Genomic DNA, 16,320 nt, shown 5'->3' with positions numbered 1-16,320 from the left:
TCAGGTCACCTCCGTTCTCCGGGCCCATCGCGGGACGCGTTGTCCGGAGACGTCGGGCGTCGCCGGGGGAGTGGCCGCGGCAGGCGCCGCCAGCAGCGAGGCGGCCACGGCCAGATGCAGCAGGTACGGCGAGGCGTCGCCAAGACCTGCCTCGGTGTACGACGCGATCGCGCAATAGCTGATCAGGAAGATCGCGCAGGCCCTCTGCAGCGACGGTGGCCGCAGCAACGCGACGCCGCCCAGCACGATGACGGCCGCCGCCACCACGGTGACGCCGATCAGTCCCTGTTCCTGGTAGACGGCCAGCCAGCTGTTGTCGATCGGCAGCCCGTCGAACGACTTGTCGCCCAGGCCCGTGCCGAACACCTTCTCCGCGGTCGTTCGGGGCGCTGCCAGCAGGGCGTCCCAGACCTTGGCCCGGCCGGTGAGGCTGGTGAAGTGCTCCTGGCTCTGTCCGCGCAGGAACCACCCCTGGAGCGCGGAGCCGAACCCCACCGCGGCCGCCGTGGCACACAGCACCGCCCAGGTGAAGAACCGGCGGGCGGCGGCGCTGGTCAGGATGAGCGAGCCGATCGCCAACGCCAGCCCGATGGACAGGCCGAGCGTGGCCGTCCGGGTATGGGTCAGCGCGAGCAGGACGAGTGAAGGCGCGATGACCACCGCGGCACCGGCCCTGTCGGTCCGGCGGCCCAGTACGAGCAGCACGGTGAGCCCGATGATCACCGCCGCGTACTGTCCGATCTGCGGCGGGGTGAGTGGCCACAACGCGCCGACGAGGCGTCCGCCGTAGAGCTCGGGCATGGCCGCGCCCGGTGAGACGACCAGGCCGACGGCTACCGATCCGAGCACCGCGAAGTACATCCGGATGTGGTGCCGGACGAACATCAGGCCGCCGTTCCACCAGCGGCTGAGCAGCCACAGCGTGCCGACGAAGAGAGCCAGCCGGGCGCAGCGGAACAGCGCGCCGAACCCGGACTCCAGGCTCAGGCTGGAGATCACGCTCGGCACCAGCAGCAGGGTCAGCAGGAACACGAAGGCGCTGCCCCGGATGCGCAGCCGGGGATTGACCGCGAGCGCCAGCGTGAACGCGGCGACCAGCGCGCCCATGGTGACCATCTGGATGAGGGAGCGGGGGAGCGGGACGATGGTCTTCGCCCCGGCGGAGCCGAGCGTGTTGAGGACCAGCAACCCCCAGACCGTCCCGACGATCTTCGGTGCGGCATCAGCGCGTGGTGCGGTGTCTGGACGTGGTGCGGTGTCTGGACGTGGTGCGGTGTCTGGACGTGGTGCGGTGTCTGGACGTGGTGCGATGTCTGGGCGTGGTGCGGCAAGGTGCCGCGTGCCCGCCGTGTCCGGTCCGCCCGGCGGCCGGCCGGGTCGCATGTCCGGGTCCATGTCAACCACCGGCCCGTGCGCGGAAGGTGCTGCCCGCGTCCTGCCGGTACGGCGGGCCCTGCCACTCCCCGAAGGTGAGCACCCGGCTCGGGTCGTGGGCGACGAATGTCCATGGTCCGAGGTAGACGTTGTCGTGCCAGCGGTTGTGCTGCTTGCGGGTGATCGCCTCGGCCACCCGCTCGCCCCGGTACGGCGACCAGTCCGGATAGGTGCCGTAGTTGGCCAGCACCGCCATGCGGTCGCACCTCACCGTGCACTTGACGACGGACTTGTCCAGCACGAAACGGTTGCCGTGGATGTCCACCCGCTGCGTCTTCCACCGGCAGTCGGTGTAGAGCGGTGGCTCGGCGATCGCCGGCTTCGCGCAGCGGTCGGTGTCCCGCACCAGCAAGGTGCAGTCACCGGACGAGGTGTTGGCCGGGCTGTTGCAGAAGCGGTCGGCGTTCTCCCACAGGGTGATCCCGGACCAGTTGTTCTCCAGCACGTTCCGGTAGATCTCGATCTTGTCGGTGCGGGCTTCGATCCGGGGTTCGCCGCCGGACTCGGACAGGTACACGGTCGCGAACGGGAAGGTGTCGCCGCGGTCGGCCTTCCTGCGGCCCTCGACCCAGTTGTTCCGCCGGATCGTGTTGTTCCGGATGACCGCGTTGTAGCTGGTCTCGTAGATCAGGGCGGCGCCGTCGTTGGCTTCGAGCACGTTGTTCTCGATACGGAAGTCGTTGTTGTTGGTGTCCGCCCACAACCCCGTCCCGCGGTTGTCGTGCACCCAGTTGCCGCGCACGTCGGCGCCGTCGACGGCCCAGAACTTGACGCCTCCGGTGCAGCCGCAGCCCTTCCGCCGCCGTTCCCAGTCGTCGGTGTTGTTGCCGACGATCTCGTTGCCCTCGACCACAAGGTCGCTGATACGGCCGCCCGCCTTGTACGCGTTCATGCCGTACTGGCCGTTGCCGCGAAGACAGCTGGCGCGGACCCGCTGGCGGGCACCGGCCATCAGCCCGGCACCGGAGTTGTCCTGGATCGTCGAGTGCTCGATCACCCACCCGTCGGCCGAGTCATGGTTGACCACGCCCTCGTCCGGCGGTGCGACGAACCGCTGCACGGTCAGGTGGCGGATGGTGACATCGCGGGCACTGCCGCCGAACGCGTACTGGTTCTTCTTCCGGCCGTCGAGCACCGCGCCCGGCGCACCGAGGTAGCGGTTTCCCTCCTTGGGGATGACCTGGGCGTAGCGGTGCGGGTCGAGCCTGTGCTTGCCCGGCCGAAGCCAGAACGTGGTCTTCGGGGGGTTGCTCCCGGTCTTCGCCGCCAGGTCGCCGACCACCGCGGGGTCGACGGTCACCGCGCCCGCCGGTGCCTTCGCCGGCCCGGCCGCGGGCTCGGCGCACACCCGGGCCACGGGCGGGGACGGCGCAGCGGTCGGCTGTGCCCCGGCGCCCGGCGTGCTCGTGCTCTCGCAGCCGGTCGCCGCCGGCAGGGCCAGCGCCAGCGGTGCCGCCGCCAACGCCCAGTGCCGCCTCTTGATCCCCACGCGCCCCCCTAACCGCGGAACCTGAGTACGGTGGTGAAGCCCTCCGCGCCGTCGGCGAAGCCGGTGCCGACCAGCGTGGTGGCGGGTTCCTTGCGCCCGAATCCGGCGGAGTACCAGCCCAGCGGCGGGTCACTCTCGCCGCGATGCGCCCGCCAGCTCAGCTGCCCGGGCAGGTCGAGCACCGCGGAGCGCCCCTCGCCGTCCCGGGTCCAGGTGAGCACGGCCCGGTTCCCCACCAGGTCCGCTGCGATCGCCGGGCCGAGATGGAACGCCAGCCGCACGGCCCGGTTCGTGCCGCGCACCTCGTCAACCACCTTCAGCTCCCGGCTCGCGGCCGTCAGCTCCACCCGGCGGCGGTGCACGGAGCGCTGGTAGCCGTCGTGCTCGGCACACCAGCGGGCCGTCCCCCCGGCGGAGGCGACGGACGCGTCCGCGGTCAGGACGCGGCTGCGGGCATGCCGGGTCCACAGAAACGGGCCGCCGGAGACCGACTGGTCACCGCCGTCCAACTGCAGGGTGTTGTGGCCGAGGGTCGACCGGAAGTACTGCCGCCACTCGGGCTGCCCGTGGTAGCAGTACGTCCCCGGGTCGGCGAGCACGTCGACTCCGTCGTGCCGGACCTCCACCGACAGCGCGTCCGCGTGGGCATGCGCGGCGATGGACAGGAAACCGTGCGGACCGCCGTCGCAGCGGCACCAGATCTCGTTCGGACCGCGCAGGATGGTCATGCCCGCGTCGGCGAAATGAGCCGGTCGGCTCGCCGGCCGGGTCGCGGCCGGTCCGGTTCCGTTCTGCGTGAACGGCCGGATGAGCGCGGCCAGCAGCGGGGTGCGGACATCGGTGCCGGTCACCGCCGGCCACCAGGCGAGCCGACCGAACACGGCCTCTCCGGTGGCCAGAAGCGAGGCCCAGCGGTCGGTACCCGCGCCGTCCAGGACCAGACCGTGCCCGTCGTCCGCGTCGCCCTGGCGCGGCGGCCGTAACCGGCTGTCCACGACGGCCGCGAGCGCGTCGGTCATCCGCAGCAGCACCAGCCGGACGGACACGGGGACCGGTACGTCGGCGGCATCCGCCTCGGCTACCGCGGCCAGGCCGAGTTCCAGCACGAGGCCGTGGTACTCGGTGGCCAGCTCGCGGTTGAGGCCGGAGGCGAAGGTGTTGCCGCGCAGGTGCCGCTCCAGCGACCGCAGCGCGTCGGCTCGCCAACGCCCCGAGGAGGGGAACCACCCGAACGCGCAGGCCGCCGCGAACTGTCCGGCGGCCTCGGCGACGGCGTGGTTGTTCGCCGAGGACCCCCGGCTGGGGAAGGCGGCCAGCCAGCGCTGATGGTGCCAGATCTGGTTCAGCGCGGCCGGGTTGCCCTCGAACAGCCCGGCCGCGCCCGGCCAGCCGTCGAGCAGTCGGCGGATCCACACCCAGGACAGCAGCCGGATGCCCAGCTCGATGCCGCTGATCCAGTGCACACCCCGCAGCGGTGGATTGGCCGCCCACCACGACCGCAGGTGCTCGGCCACGCGCTCGGCGTACCGCTCGTTCCCGGTGATCGCGTAGGCGGCGGCGAGCACGGTGAGGTACTGGTGCCGGGACGGCTCCCAGATCTGCTTGATGTCCCCGACCGCGTCCTCGTTCCGGTACGGCACGTCGAAGGCGTAGCCCCACGGAGCCCGGCGCCCGGTCTTCGGGTCGTACCACCAGTCCGGGTCGGCCAGGTCGTCGCGGACCACCCCGAAGTACTCGGCGTGCCCGTCCATCAGCCGGTCCGCCTCGGCGATGAGACGTTTCGCGGCGTCCGGAGGGATCGCGGCGATCGTCCCGGCGGGCAGTACGGCGGTGAACCGGGCGCCGGTCACGCTCGGGCAGTCCGGCCGAGCCGACCGCCACCGGCGCCTGCGCACCGCGTCGCCCACCCGGCCCGCGACCTCCCGCGGTCCCATCCGGGACAGCCGGCGCAGGTACCAGCCCGTGCTCGTGGTCATCGCGGCCTCGCCAGCGTCACCGGGGCACCGCCCGCCAGGCCGGTCTGCACGGCGAGGGTGGCCGCCGTGGTGGCGACCAGCGACTCCAGCGGCACCGGCATCGGCCCGCCGGTCCGCACGGCCTTGACGAACGCGGCCAGCTCCGCGGACTGGCCCTTGTCCCGGGCCCTGGGCAGCCGCGAACTGACCCATCGCTTGCGGTGGCCGTTGTAAACGGTGGCACGGACGAAGTCGTCGAGCCGCAGCGCACGGCCGTCCGCCACCAGGTCCAGCGTCTCCTTGGGGAAGTCGGCCGGGCCGGTGGTGACGTAGCTGATGGTGGCGGTGGAACCGTCCGGGTAGCGCAGCACGACCTGCAGGTCCTCGTTGCCGGACGTGGCGGCCGCGTACACCGACACCGGGTCGGCCTCGAGCAGCCGGCTCGCCGTGTCGATGAAGTGTCCGCCCTCGCCGGCGAACCGCGAGCCCTCGGTGTCCTGTCGGAGGTACCAGCTGCCGTGTTCGAGGCGGCCCGCGTTGACCAGGTAGCGGAGGCTCGCCGGGCCGCTCCGGGCGCCGAACCGCTTCGCGGCCTCCTGCAGCAGCGGCGCGAACCGGCGGTTGAAGCCCACCTGCAGCCGGTCGTTGCCGGACTCCTCGACCGCCGCGAGCACGCCGGCCAGTTCGTCCTCGGTGAGGGCCAGGGGCTTCTCCACGAACACGGTCTTTCCGGCCAGCAGTGCCTTGCGGGTCAGTTCGGCGTGCGAGTTGTGCCGGGTGACCACGAACACCGCGTCGACGGACGGGTCGCCGAGCACGGCGTCGAGATCGGTGGTCGCCTCGGCGAAGCCGAACTTCCGCTTCGCGTTGGCCGCGGACAGCGCCGTCGTGGTGACGACGGTCGAAAGCCTGACGCCGTCGCGCTGGGCCAGATGCGGCAGCAGCATCGATGTCGCGTAGTTTCCCGCGCCGACGAATGCCAGCCGCACCGGCGTCCTGGCGGCTCGGGCCGGGGTGGACGCTTCGCCGCCGCGTCGCTTCACCTCGGGCAGGGCCACCGCCGGGGCCTGCGCTTCCCGCGGTTGTCCGGGGTATCGGAACAGCACCGCCACGGCCTTCAGGTCGCCGTCCTTCAAGCTCCGGTACGTCTCGACGGCGTCATCGAACTCCGCGATGTGCGAGACCAGGGGCTCCACGTCGACGCTGCCGCGGGCGAGGAGATCGAGGAAGCATGCCAGGTTGCGGCGCTCGGTCCAGCGCACGTAGCCGATCGGGTAGTCCCGGCCCTCGAGCTCGTACTCCGGGTCGTAGCGCCCGGGGCCGTAACTGCGGGAGAACCGGACGTCGAGCTCCTTCTCGTAGTACGCGTTCCACGGCAGGTCCAGGCGGCACTTGCCGATGTCGACGACCCGGCCGCGGTCCCGGCAGAGCCGTGCGGCCAGCTCGACGGGCTGGTTGCTGCCGCCACCGGCGGCCAGGTACACCCGGTCCACGCCGTGACCGCCGGTGAGCTCGGCGACGGCGGCTTCCACGGCCGCGGACGCGGGATCGCCGCAGGCTGCGGCGCCCAGACGCTCGGCGAGTTCGCAGCGGGCCGGGTCCGGGTCGACGCCGACGACGCGGACTCCGGACGCGGCGAGGAGCTGCACCACCAGCTGCCCGATCAGCCCGAGGCCGATGACCAGTGCCACGTCGCCGAGCTGTGACTCGCCTTGGCGGACGCCCTGCAGCGCGATCGATCCGACGGTGCCGAAGGCGGCGAGCCGGGGCGCGAGGCCGTCCGGTACCCGGGCGTAGAGGTTCTTCGGCACCCAGTTCAGCTCTGCGTGCAACGCGTGCTCGTTGCCCGCGCAGGCCACGAGGTCGCCGACCGCCACATCGTCGATCCCGGCGCCGACCTGCTCGACCACCCCGCACAGCGAGTAGCCCAGCGGCGTGTAGGAGTCCAGCTTGCCCATCACCTTGCGGTAGGTGGCGGGTACCCCGTTGGTGGCCACGCTCTGCACGACCTTGGCCACCTGGTCGGGTCGGGAGCGGGCCTTGCCCAGCATCGACATGCCGGCCTCGGACACCTTCATGAGCTCGGTCCCGGTGGATATCAGCGAGTAGGCGCTGCGGACCAGCACACCGCCCGGCTTGCACCCCGGCGCCGGCACGTCGAGCACCGTCAGCTCGCCGCTCTTGTAGTTCTGCACAACCTGTTTCACCCGAACTCCTCTGATTCCTAAGCCGTTGGCCGAGCGCTCCGGCCGGACCCTGAGGTCGCGTCGCGATACCAGTACTCGAGAGTCAGCACATGCCACAGATGCTTGGAGAAGTCCCGCTGCCCTGCGGCGTCCTCGGCGACGAGCCGCTGAAGCGCGTCGCGTCGCAGGAAACCGGAACGGACGAGCTCGCCGTCGTTCACCACCTCGCGCACCAGCGGTGCCAGATCCCGGCTCATCCAGGCGCGCAGCGGAGCGCTGAACAGGCCCTTGGGCCGGTACACGATCTCCCGGGGCAGGATCGATCCGGCCGCCTCCTTGAGGACGGCCTTGCCCTGCCGTCCGACGATCTTGCGATCGCCGGGTACGGCGAACGCCGCCCTGACCACCTCGACGTCCACATACGGCACCCGCACCTCGGTCGACGCGGCCATGCTCGACCGGTCCGTGTACGCGAGGTTCAGGCCCGGCAGGAACATCCGGGCGTCGCCCAGGCACATGCGGTTGACGAAGTCGTCGAGGTCGTTGTCCTGGTAGATGTCCGCGTGCTCGGTCAGCACGTCCTCGACCGTCCCGGCCAGGTCCGGATCGACCAGGGCGAGCAGCTCCTCTCGGTCGTACATGGTGTAGCTGCGCCGGAACGCGGTCTCCTCCGGCAGATCGGCGAAGGAGAGGAACCGCTTCGCGAAGCGCACCGACCGGTACCCCCGGCGGGACGTGGCGACCGGCAGCCTCTCCACGGCCCTGGACAGGCCGTGCCGCAAGGGCCGCGGGACCCGCTGGTAGCGCAGCGCGAGCAGGTTGGCCAGGTGCTTGCGGTACCCGGCGAACAACTCGTCGGCGCCCATCCCCGAGAGCATCACCTTGACCCCGGCCTCCCGGGCCGCCGAGCAGATCAGGAACGTGTTGATCGCGGCGGGGTCGCCGATCGGCTCGTCCAGGTGGTACGTCATCCGCGGCAGCAGGTCGAGCACGTCGGGGGCGATCTCGATCTCATGCAGGTCGACGCCGAACCGCTCGGCCACCTGCCGGGCGTAGCGCAGGTCGTCCGGCATCGCCTCGAACTTGGCGTCCTCGGCGCGGAATCCGATCGTGTAGGCGGAGATCCCGGGTTGGTGGCGGGACGCCAGCGCGGTCAGGTAGCTGGAGTCGAGGCCGCCGGAGAGAAAGGTCGCCACGGGTACGTCGGAGAGCATGTGCCGCCGGGTCGACTCCTCGACGATGGCGGCCAGGTCCGGCAGCTCACCGGCCCGCGCCCGCTCCCGTCCCTCGGCGGCGACGTCCTTCAGGTTCCAGAACCGGCCGCGCTCCACCCGGCCGTCGGGCCGGCATCTCAGCCAGCTCCCCGGCGGCAGCTTCTCCGCCTCACGGAACGCGCACCGTGAGTCCGGCACCCAGTAGTACAGCAGGGAGGCCACCAGTGCCGCGTGGTCCACCTCCAGGGCTCCGCCGGTCGCCGTGGCGAGTGCCTTCAGCTCGGAGGCGAATACCAGGCCCGTCCCGCGCCGGAGCAGGAACAGCGGCTTGATGCCCAACTGATCTCGTGCCAGCACCAGTTCACCGGTGCGCTCATCGAAGATCCCGAACGCGAACATGCCGCGCAGCCGGGGCAGGCAGTCCGTGCCCCAGTGCCGCCATGCCTTTAGCAGCACCTCGGTGTCGGAGGTACCGCGGAAGCGCACCCCGGCGGCTGCCAGCTCGGCACGCAGCTCGGGCGCGTTGTACAGCTCGCCGTTGTACGTCAGGGCGAGGCCGTCAGAGACCATCGGCTGGGCGCCGGTCTCGGACAGGTCGATGATGGCGAGCCGGCGGTGCCCGAGGTGCACTTCTCCGTCACCGCCGTCACCGATCCGATGGCCGTACCGGCCCGCCCCGTCCGGACCGCGGTGGGCGAGGGTGTCGGTGAGCCGGTCGGTCACCGGCTTCCCGTCCGGCCATCGGTAAGTACCTGTGATGCCACACATGTCCTACCGTGCCTCCTGGTCGTTGTCCGGGACCCGTGCGGTCCCCACCGGCAGCGGCTCCGCCCGCAGCCGGCTCGTCCCGTTCCGCTGAGCCGTTTGTTCGCTCCGCCCGCGCAGTGCGGTGTGCAGCCCGTCCCACAGCGTGCCGTCGGTCCTGTCACGCGGATCGGGGTCGATCAGCACCACACCGATCACCGCGATGCGCTGGTCCGCGAGCTGCCGCGCCACGGTGTGCAGCCATGCGGCGCTGCCGTGCCCGGCACGCACGACGAGCACGGTCCGGGTACCGAGGTACTTGAGGTCGGTCCACGCCGTGCCGGGCGCCACCGAGCCGACGCCGAGCCGGCGCTCCTGATGCGACGCGGCCGGGTCTCGCCCGCCGCCGACCACGGTCGGGCCTCCCGGCTTCGGGCGGCGGCCCGCGAGCTGCGGGCCCGGCAGACCGTCGACGACGACCACCGGCCCCTCCGGCGCCAGTGCCGAGGCGAGGTCCAGGGCGATCGCGCTCGTGCTGCGCGCACAGCCCAGTTCCAGCAGCGACACCGGTTCCGCGGAGCCGCGCACGGCGCGGGCGAGGGTCGAGGCGAGCCTTGCCCGTGCCACCCGGGTCCGTCGGCGCTGCCACGGCCTGCCCGACCGCAAGGACGCGCGGCGCAGCTCCGCGATGACCGAGGCGCCCACGTTCGCCGCGATGTCCCGGCGCAACACCGGGCGGTCCGCCACCACCGTGCCGACCGCGGCCAGCGCGAGCCCGAGGACGAGCCCGAGGACGAGCCCGATCGCGGAGTTGGTGACAGCGGCCTTGGGCAGGGAGTGCCGCACCGCACGCGGGGCGTCCACGATCTGCGTGCCGGCGACGACCTTGGGCGTGCCGGTGCGCGCCTCCGCGGCGCGCTGGTCGAAATCGGCGATCCGCGAGGTGAGTTCGGCCCGGCGGGCGAAGAGCGACTCGATGCTCGCCGACGCTTCCGGGTCGCTCTCCGGCGACCGGTCCCCGATCGCCTCGTTGACCTGGGCGAGCTCGTCCCGCATGCGGTCACGCTGGTCGCGCAGGGCCTTGGCCTCGGCCTCCGCGGCTTCCCGCATCCGCCGCACATGGTCCGCGACGAACGCGTCGGCCAGCGCCTTGGCCCGGGCCGCCGCCTCCGCGCCGCTGTCACCGGTCACGTCGATCCGCAGCAGGTTGTTGGTCAGGCCGGTGCCCCGGTAGTCCCGCATGAAGTCCTCCGGGTCCTCGGGGGACTTGAGGGCCCGCAGGGCCTGGTCGGCGATCCGCGTGGTCTGCAGCAACTCGACATCGGTACGGATCAGCGTTCCGGTGTCGTTCGGCTGGTCCTCCTTGTGCGCGACCAGCACCTTGGTCATCGCGCTCGGCGGCGGTGGCATCAGGACCGCCACCGCCGCGCCGGCCAGCAGTCCCAGCAGCGCCATGCCGCCCCAGAGGCTGCGGCGCCTGCGCACCGCCACCACCAGCGCCTGCAGGTCGAGGAGCGGAGCGGCGGCCGACGACTCCGGCGTGTTGCTCGTGGTCACGCCGAACCCCCCGTCGCCCGGTCGCGCACCGCGAGCGCCGGCGTGGCGGCATCCGGTGAACGGCCGGAAGACCGCGCCGGACGGGCCCGGACCGTACCGGCGACGACGATGCCGACGACCTCGTGCCCGCCGTCCGTACACGCCTCGGCGATGCCGGCGAGCTCCTCCGCGGTCCAGCTGCCCGCGCTGAGGACGACCAGGGCACCGGACTCGCAGTCGCGGTCCGGCACCATCGGCCGGTCCACCGAAACCTCCACCACCCGCAGCATCGGGTTTCCCCCGCTCGAAGAGCCTGCGGAAGGATCGCTCTCCGCCTCGGAGACGAGCCGCCCCGCGGCCCGGCGGGCGGTCTCGTCGCCGTCCGGTACGACGACCAGCAGCCGCCCGGAGCCCGGCAGCAGGTCCCGGACGCGAGCGCACACCCGCCCGTAGCGGATCCGTCTGCCGGCCTCGTCGCCGGAGGCCGGCGGGGTCGGTACGTCCCACCGCGTGTCGATGCCGAGGAGTCGGCGGAACCGGGCCCGTGGCCCGCCGTCTTGTGGCCGGTGCGCGCGCCGGTCGTCAGGCACGTCCACCGTGCCGAGCAGCGCCGAGCCCAGCGCCGCGGCGATCTCCGGTCCGGTGCGCAGCCGGCGATTCACCCGTGCGTCGACGAGATGGCCGATGACCGCGAGCAGGAAGAACAGCAGTGCCCCGGCGACGATGAGCTGCGTCCTCGTCGGCGGCGCCTCGCCGGTCGGCCGCGCGGCCGGCCCCATGACGACCATGCCGGCCTTGCTGGTCGCCGGGTCGGCCTCGTCCAGCTTGGCCATGGCCTCCTCCAGCGAGGTGCGCAGCTTCTCGAGCGAGGAGCGCGCCTGCACGCTCTCCACGGTCCGCCCCGGATCGGCCGCATTGGCCAGGTCGGTGATGCGGCGGTTCGTTTCCTCCACCTTCTGCCGCAGCGCCTCGGGCCCCGTGGCCGCTCCGGGGTCGGTGCTGCCGCCTGCGATCCGCGCGGCGAATTCGACGAACTGCTCGGCCACCCGGTCGGAGAGCTGCTGTGCGTGCTCCGGGGTGTCGGCCGTCCCCGAGATCTTGATGATGTTCCCGTCGGCGGCCTTGGCGGTCACTCGATCCCGCGGCTCGGCGCCGCCGGCGTCCGTCCGGCCGAGTTCGGCTGCCGCGCGGTCGACCACCGTCGAACTGGTCGCGATGTCCACCTGAGTCAGCAGCTCGCGCTCCCCCCACTGCCCCGGCAGCAGGACGGATGCCGACGCCGTGTAACGCGGCGGGAACACCACCGAGGCGCCGTGGCCGACGAGTGCGCCCACCACGGCGAGTACGGCGAGCAGCCGCCACCTCCGACGGAGAATCCGCCCGATGGTGACCAGACGGATCGTGTCATCGCTCAACGGCGCGGCCTCTTCCCCGCGCGGACCCGGCGACCCTCCGACACAGGAGTGTGGTCACGGCACGCCGCGGCATAGGCGGCGAGCAGCGACGCCTGCGAGTTCCGCCAGGAAAGCCGCCCGCTGATCCGCTCCTGGCCGATCTTGCCCATCCGGGCCCGCTTCTCCGGATCGTCAAGGAGCAGCGCGATGAGCCCCGCGAACTTTGCCTCGTCGTCCGCGGGGGCGTAGACGGCGGCGTCACCGGCGGAGACTCGCGCCTCCCGGAGGTCGAACGAGACGATCGGCCGGCCCATCGCCATGTACTCCAGGACCTTGTTCATGGTCGAGACGTCGTTGAGCGGATTGCGCGGGTCGGGGGAAAGACACACGTCCGCGGTGGACAGGTAGCGCACCAGGTCGGCGTCCGGAATGCGCCCGGTGAATCGCACCTGTTCACAGAGCCCGAGCCGCCGGGACAGCTCCACCATCGCGTCGAAGGCGTCGCCGGCGCCGACGAACACCGCGTGCCAGTCGGTCCGCCCGAACTCGTCGCGCAGCTTCGCGAGGGCCCGCAGGGCGTAGTCGACGCCGTCCTGAGGGCCCATGACGCCGAGGTAGCACAGCAGATGGGGCTTGCCGCGCTTCAACTCCGCCTCGGGCGGCACAGATTGGAACCGGTCGATCTGGGGCGCGCTGCGCACCACGAAGACATCCTCGGGGCGTCGACCGCCACGGCGCACCGCGACGTCCCGGTAGCTCTCGTTCGTGGCGATCACGACGTCCGCCGCCCGGTAGGTCAGCCGTTCCAGCACGCACACGGCGCGGTAGAGCAGGTCCTTGCCGCGGCCGAACCGGGAGAGGTACAGCTCGGGCGCCAGGTCGTGCTGGTCGAAGACGAACCGCGCGCCGCGCCGCTTCAGCCACAGCGCCGGCAGGAACAGCAGGTCGGGCGGGTTGCAGGCGTGGACCACGTCGACCGGGCCGACCCTGCGGGCCAGCCGGGCCGTATGCCACAGCGCCGATCCGTACTCCCGCAGGTAGCCGGCCGGTCCTCCGGTGGCCGCGCGCAACGGGTAGCGGTGGATCCGCACCCCGTCGATCTCCGCCTCCGGCTCCGTGTCCCGCTTCTCCCCCCGGGGACAGATGACGTGCACCTCCCAGCCCGCGTCGCGCAGCGTCGTGCACTCCTGCCACACGCGCCGGTCGAACGGCACCGACAGGTTCTCCACCAGGATCAGCACGCGCCGGCCCGACCGGTCGCCGCCGGTCGTGTCACCGAAAGACGTGCCACCGAAAGACGTGTCACCAAGCAAGGCCCATGTACCCCGGTTCGGCCCGGCGCGCCTCGGCGTCGGGAAGGTGGATGAGGTCGACGATCACCGGGCCGCCGCCATGGGGCAGCGCCGACAGCACGGCCGGGTCCCTGGTCCCCACCAGGCACACCTCGGCGTGCTCGAGCACCTCGTCGACGGAGTCTTCGAGCAGCTGCGCGAGGTGCGGCAGCCGGGTCTCGATGTACTCGCGGTTCGCGCCGATCAGCCGGGAGAGGCTCACGTTGGCGTCGTGGATCCGCAGGTCGTAGCCCTTGCCGAAGAGCCTCTCCGCCAGCTCGACGAGCGGGCTTTCGCGGAGGTCGTCGGTGCCGGGTTTGAAGGACAGGCCGAACAGGCCGACCCGGCGCTTGCCGGTACGCTCGACCAGCTCCACCGCGCGTTGCAGATGTGCGGAGTTGGAGGACAGCACGTGGGCGAGGATGGGTACGGAGACGTCGGCGCGCTGGGCCGCGTGGACCAGGCTGCGCAGGTCCTTGGGCAGGCAGGAACCGCCGAAGGCGAAGCCGGGCCGCAGGTAGGCGGGGCTGATGTTCAGCTTGCGGTCGGCCAGGAACACGTCCATGACCTGGTGCGAGTCCACCCCGAGCGCCTGGCACACCGCGCCCAGCTCGTTCGCGAAGCCGATCTTGAGGCCGTGGAAGGCGTTGTCCGCGTATTTGATCGCCTCGGCCGTCGGAACCGGCACCCGGAACACCTCGCCGGGCAAGCCGTCGTACAGCGCCGCCACCGCGTCGCCGCTTGCCGGGTCGAGCTGGCCGATGACGGTCTTGGGCGGGTCGAAGAAGTCCCGCACGCTCGTGCCCTCGCGCAGGAACTCCGGGTTGACCGCGACGCCGAAGTCCGCCCCGGCCGTGCCGCCGACGTATTTCTCCAGGATCGGTACGAGCAGGTTCAGACAGGTGCCCGGGAGCATGGTGCTGCGGAACACGACGGTCTGCCGACCGCCCCGCTCTGCCAGTGCGGCGCCGATCTCCTCGGTGACCCGCTCCAGATAGGTGGTGCACAGGCTGCCGTTGGGCTCCGACGGCGTGCCCACGCAGACCAACGAAACCTCGCTGCCCGTGATCGCCTCGCGGACGTCGCCGGTGGCGCGTAACGCTCCGGTCCGCACGACCTCGGCGATGAGCTCGCCGATCCGCTCCTCGACCACCGGGGCCTTCCCGTCGTTGACCAGGTCGACCTTCACCGGGTTCACGTCCACCCCGATGACCTCGTGACCCATGCTGGCCAGGCACGCGGCCGACACGCAGCCCACGTATCCGAGCCCGAAAACGCTGACTCTCATGACGCGTCCTTCCCCCCAGGCAGGCCCTTGTGACCTGCGGTCCGCGCGCCGGCGGGACCAGTGAGCCGCAGTCCCCCGCGCATCAGTACGCCCCCTGCCCGTGGATCACCGCACGCAGCGTCTTCCACAAGATCACTGCGTCCAGGGCGAGGGACCAGTCCTCCACGTACCGCAGGTCGAGGCGGACCGCCTCCTCCCACGGAAGGTCGCTGCGTCCACTGATCTGCCACAAGCCGGTGAGTCCGGGCTTGACCAGCAGCCGCCGCCGGATGTCCGGGCCGTACGCGGCAAACTCCTCCGGCAACGGAGGCCGCGGACCGACGAGCGACATCGAACCGGCGAGCACGTTGAAAAGCTGCGGGAGTTCGTCGATCGAGTACCGGCGCAGCACTGCTCCCACCCGGGTCACCCGCGGGTCCCGGCGGAGCTTGAACAGCAGGCCGGCGCCCTCGTTGCGGTCGGCGAGCCCGGCACGTGCCCCGTGGGCTCCGGCGACCATGGTGCGGAACTTGAAGATGGTGAACTCGCGGCCGTCCTTGCCGACCCTGCGCTGGCGGTACAGCGCCCCGCCCCGGCTGTCCGCCAGTACGAGCAGCCCGACGAGCACCATCAGCGGCGCGAACAGCACCAGCAGGACCACCGCGCCCATCCGGTCGACGACCTCTTTGATCGCCCGGCGGCCCCCGGTGAAACTCGGCATGCTGACCCTCAGCAGCGGGATCCCGAGCACCGCGTCGACGTGCAGCCGCGGGCCGGCCACCTCCATCAGCACGGGGGCCACGACCATCTCGGCATCGCTGCCTTCGAGGTTCCACGCCAGTCGCTGCAGCCGGTCCGGTGACCAGTGCGGGTCCGGTGTGACCGCGACGACACGGTAGCCGTCGTGGCGGACGTGGCCCGCGGCGTCCGACAGCCGGCCGACGACCGGTACTCCGTCCAGTTGGTCACCGTCGAGCCCGAGACCGTCCGGCGTGCACACCGCCTCCACCCGCCAGCCGAGGTGCGGGAACTTGCGGGTCCGGGTGATCAGGTCGCGCACGGTGGCCGGGCTCCCGGCAGCGAGCACCGGTCTCAGGCACCGCCCTTCCTTACGCTGTTTGTGCAGCCAGAGACGGAGCAGATACCGCACGGTCATGGTGACGAGCGCGATCGCGGGGATCGCGACGAAGATCCAGAGCTTGATGTTGCGCGAGGTGAGGGCGATCCCGCCGAGCGCCAGTACGACGGTCGCCGTGAACAGTGATCGTCCGAGCCGGCGGAACTCCTCGGCCCCCTGGCCGAGCACGGCCGGAGCCCACGACCGGCTCACCGCAAGCGCTCCGAGCACCAGCAGCTCGGTGCCGAACGCGAGAATTCCCCACTTCTCGTGCCAGTTGGCCGCGTCCCGGGCCCCGAAGAAGTTGCCGATGGACGCCACCACGAAGGCGGTGGCCGCGGTATCGCTGGCGATCACGATACGGCGGTACCGCTGTTCCCAGTCGACAGCGGGCCGGCTGATCGCCCCATTCGCCAGACGCCCGCTCGCCGACGGAAACGGGTCGACTAATTCCCCCTGCTGCACAGGACCCCCCCAGGTCGTCAGTGGTTCGACGTGTGCGCCTCACACCGCTTGCCCCCGGGAGGCACCCCCGCCCCCCGCGCCGCGCTGTTCCTCCCCGCGGGAGGCCCCCGCCCCCCGCGCATGACATCCCGGCCATCTCAGTGCTACTCGAAACAACCCACCCCGGCTGCAGCGGACTCGCACGTCCT

The 16,320-nt window shown here is 71.7% G+C and carries 10 protein-coding genes; all 10 read right to left on the bottom strand.

The annotated features are described in order from the left end of the window. Nucleotides 1-1,395 carry an O-antigen ligase domain-containing protein gene (locus AB0903_RS26305; RefSeq protein ID WP_366706840.1) on the bottom strand — a complete coding sequence of 465 codons (1,395 nt, stop codon included), beginning with the start codon at nucleotides 1,393-1,395 and terminating at the stop codon, nucleotides 1-3. Nucleotide 1,396: 1 nt separating this feature from the next. After that, entirely contained in the window at nucleotides 1,397-2,923 is a 1,527-nt protein-coding gene (locus tag AB0903_RS26300; RefSeq protein WP_366706838.1) for a right-handed parallel beta-helix repeat-containing protein, read from the bottom strand. Between the two features lie 8 nt (nucleotides 2,924-2,931). Further along, nucleotides 2,932-4,899 (bottom strand): alginate lyase family protein, encoded by a 1,968-nt coding sequence (locus AB0903_RS26295; RefSeq protein WP_366706836.1) that lies wholly within the window; start codon nucleotides 4,897-4,899, stop codon nucleotides 2,932-2,934. Further along, a complete protein-coding gene (locus AB0903_RS26290; RefSeq protein ID WP_366706834.1) occupies nucleotides 4,896-7,085 on the bottom strand; it encodes a bi-domain-containing oxidoreductase in 2,190 nt (729 codons plus the stop codon). The genes AB0903_RS26295 and AB0903_RS26290 overlap by 4 nt, the downstream gene beginning before the upstream one ends. A 17-nt stretch (nucleotides 7,086-7,102) precedes the next feature. Continuing rightward, entirely contained in the window at nucleotides 7,103-9,046 is a 1,944-nt protein-coding gene (gene asnB, locus AB0903_RS26285) for an asparagine synthase (glutamine-hydrolyzing) (RefSeq protein WP_366706832.1), read from the bottom strand. Between the two features lie 3 nt (nucleotides 9,047-9,049). Continuing rightward, nucleotides 9,050-10,579 carry a Wzz/FepE/Etk N-terminal domain-containing protein gene (locus AB0903_RS26280; RefSeq protein WP_366706830.1) on the bottom strand — a complete coding sequence of 510 codons (1,530 nt, stop codon included), beginning with the start codon at nucleotides 10,577-10,579 and terminating at the stop codon, nucleotides 9,050-9,052. Beyond that, nucleotides 10,576-11,973, bottom strand: coding sequence for a Wzz/FepE/Etk N-terminal domain-containing protein (locus tag AB0903_RS26275; protein WP_366706828.1), 1,398 nt, complete (start codon nucleotides 11,971-11,973; stop codon nucleotides 10,576-10,578). Before AB0903_RS26275 ends, AB0903_RS26280 begins: the two co-directional genes overlap by 4 nt. Continuing rightward, on the bottom strand, nucleotides 11,970-13,265 hold the full coding sequence (locus AB0903_RS26270) for a glycosyltransferase family 4 protein (RefSeq protein WP_366706826.1): 1,296 nt from the start codon (nucleotides 13,263-13,265) through the stop codon (nucleotides 11,970-11,972). The genes AB0903_RS26275 and AB0903_RS26270 overlap by 4 nt, the downstream gene beginning before the upstream one ends. Next, the gene (locus tag AB0903_RS26265) at nucleotides 13,255-14,571 is read right to left on the bottom strand and encodes a nucleotide sugar dehydrogenase (RefSeq protein WP_366706824.1); all 1,317 of its coding nucleotides are present in this window, start codon (nucleotides 14,569-14,571) and stop codon (nucleotides 13,255-13,257) included. Before AB0903_RS26265 ends, AB0903_RS26270 begins: the two co-directional genes overlap by 11 nt. Nucleotides 14,572-14,653: 82 nt before the next feature. Next, on the bottom strand, nucleotides 14,654-16,132 hold the full coding sequence (locus tag AB0903_RS26260; protein ID WP_366706822.1) for a sugar transferase: 1,479 nt from the start codon (nucleotides 16,130-16,132) through the stop codon (nucleotides 14,654-14,656). Between the last annotated feature and the right edge of the window lie 188 nt (nucleotides 16,133-16,320).

Origin of the sequence: Streptomyces sp. NPDC048389, from assembly GCF_040706335.1 — a bacterium.
In the GTDB taxonomy this organism is placed as follows: domain Bacteria; phylum Actinomycetota; class Actinomycetes; order Streptomycetales; family Streptomycetaceae; genus Streptomyces.
The sequence above is the reverse complement of the archived record's forward strand: the minus strand, read 5'-3'. Positions and strand labels throughout refer to the sequence as shown.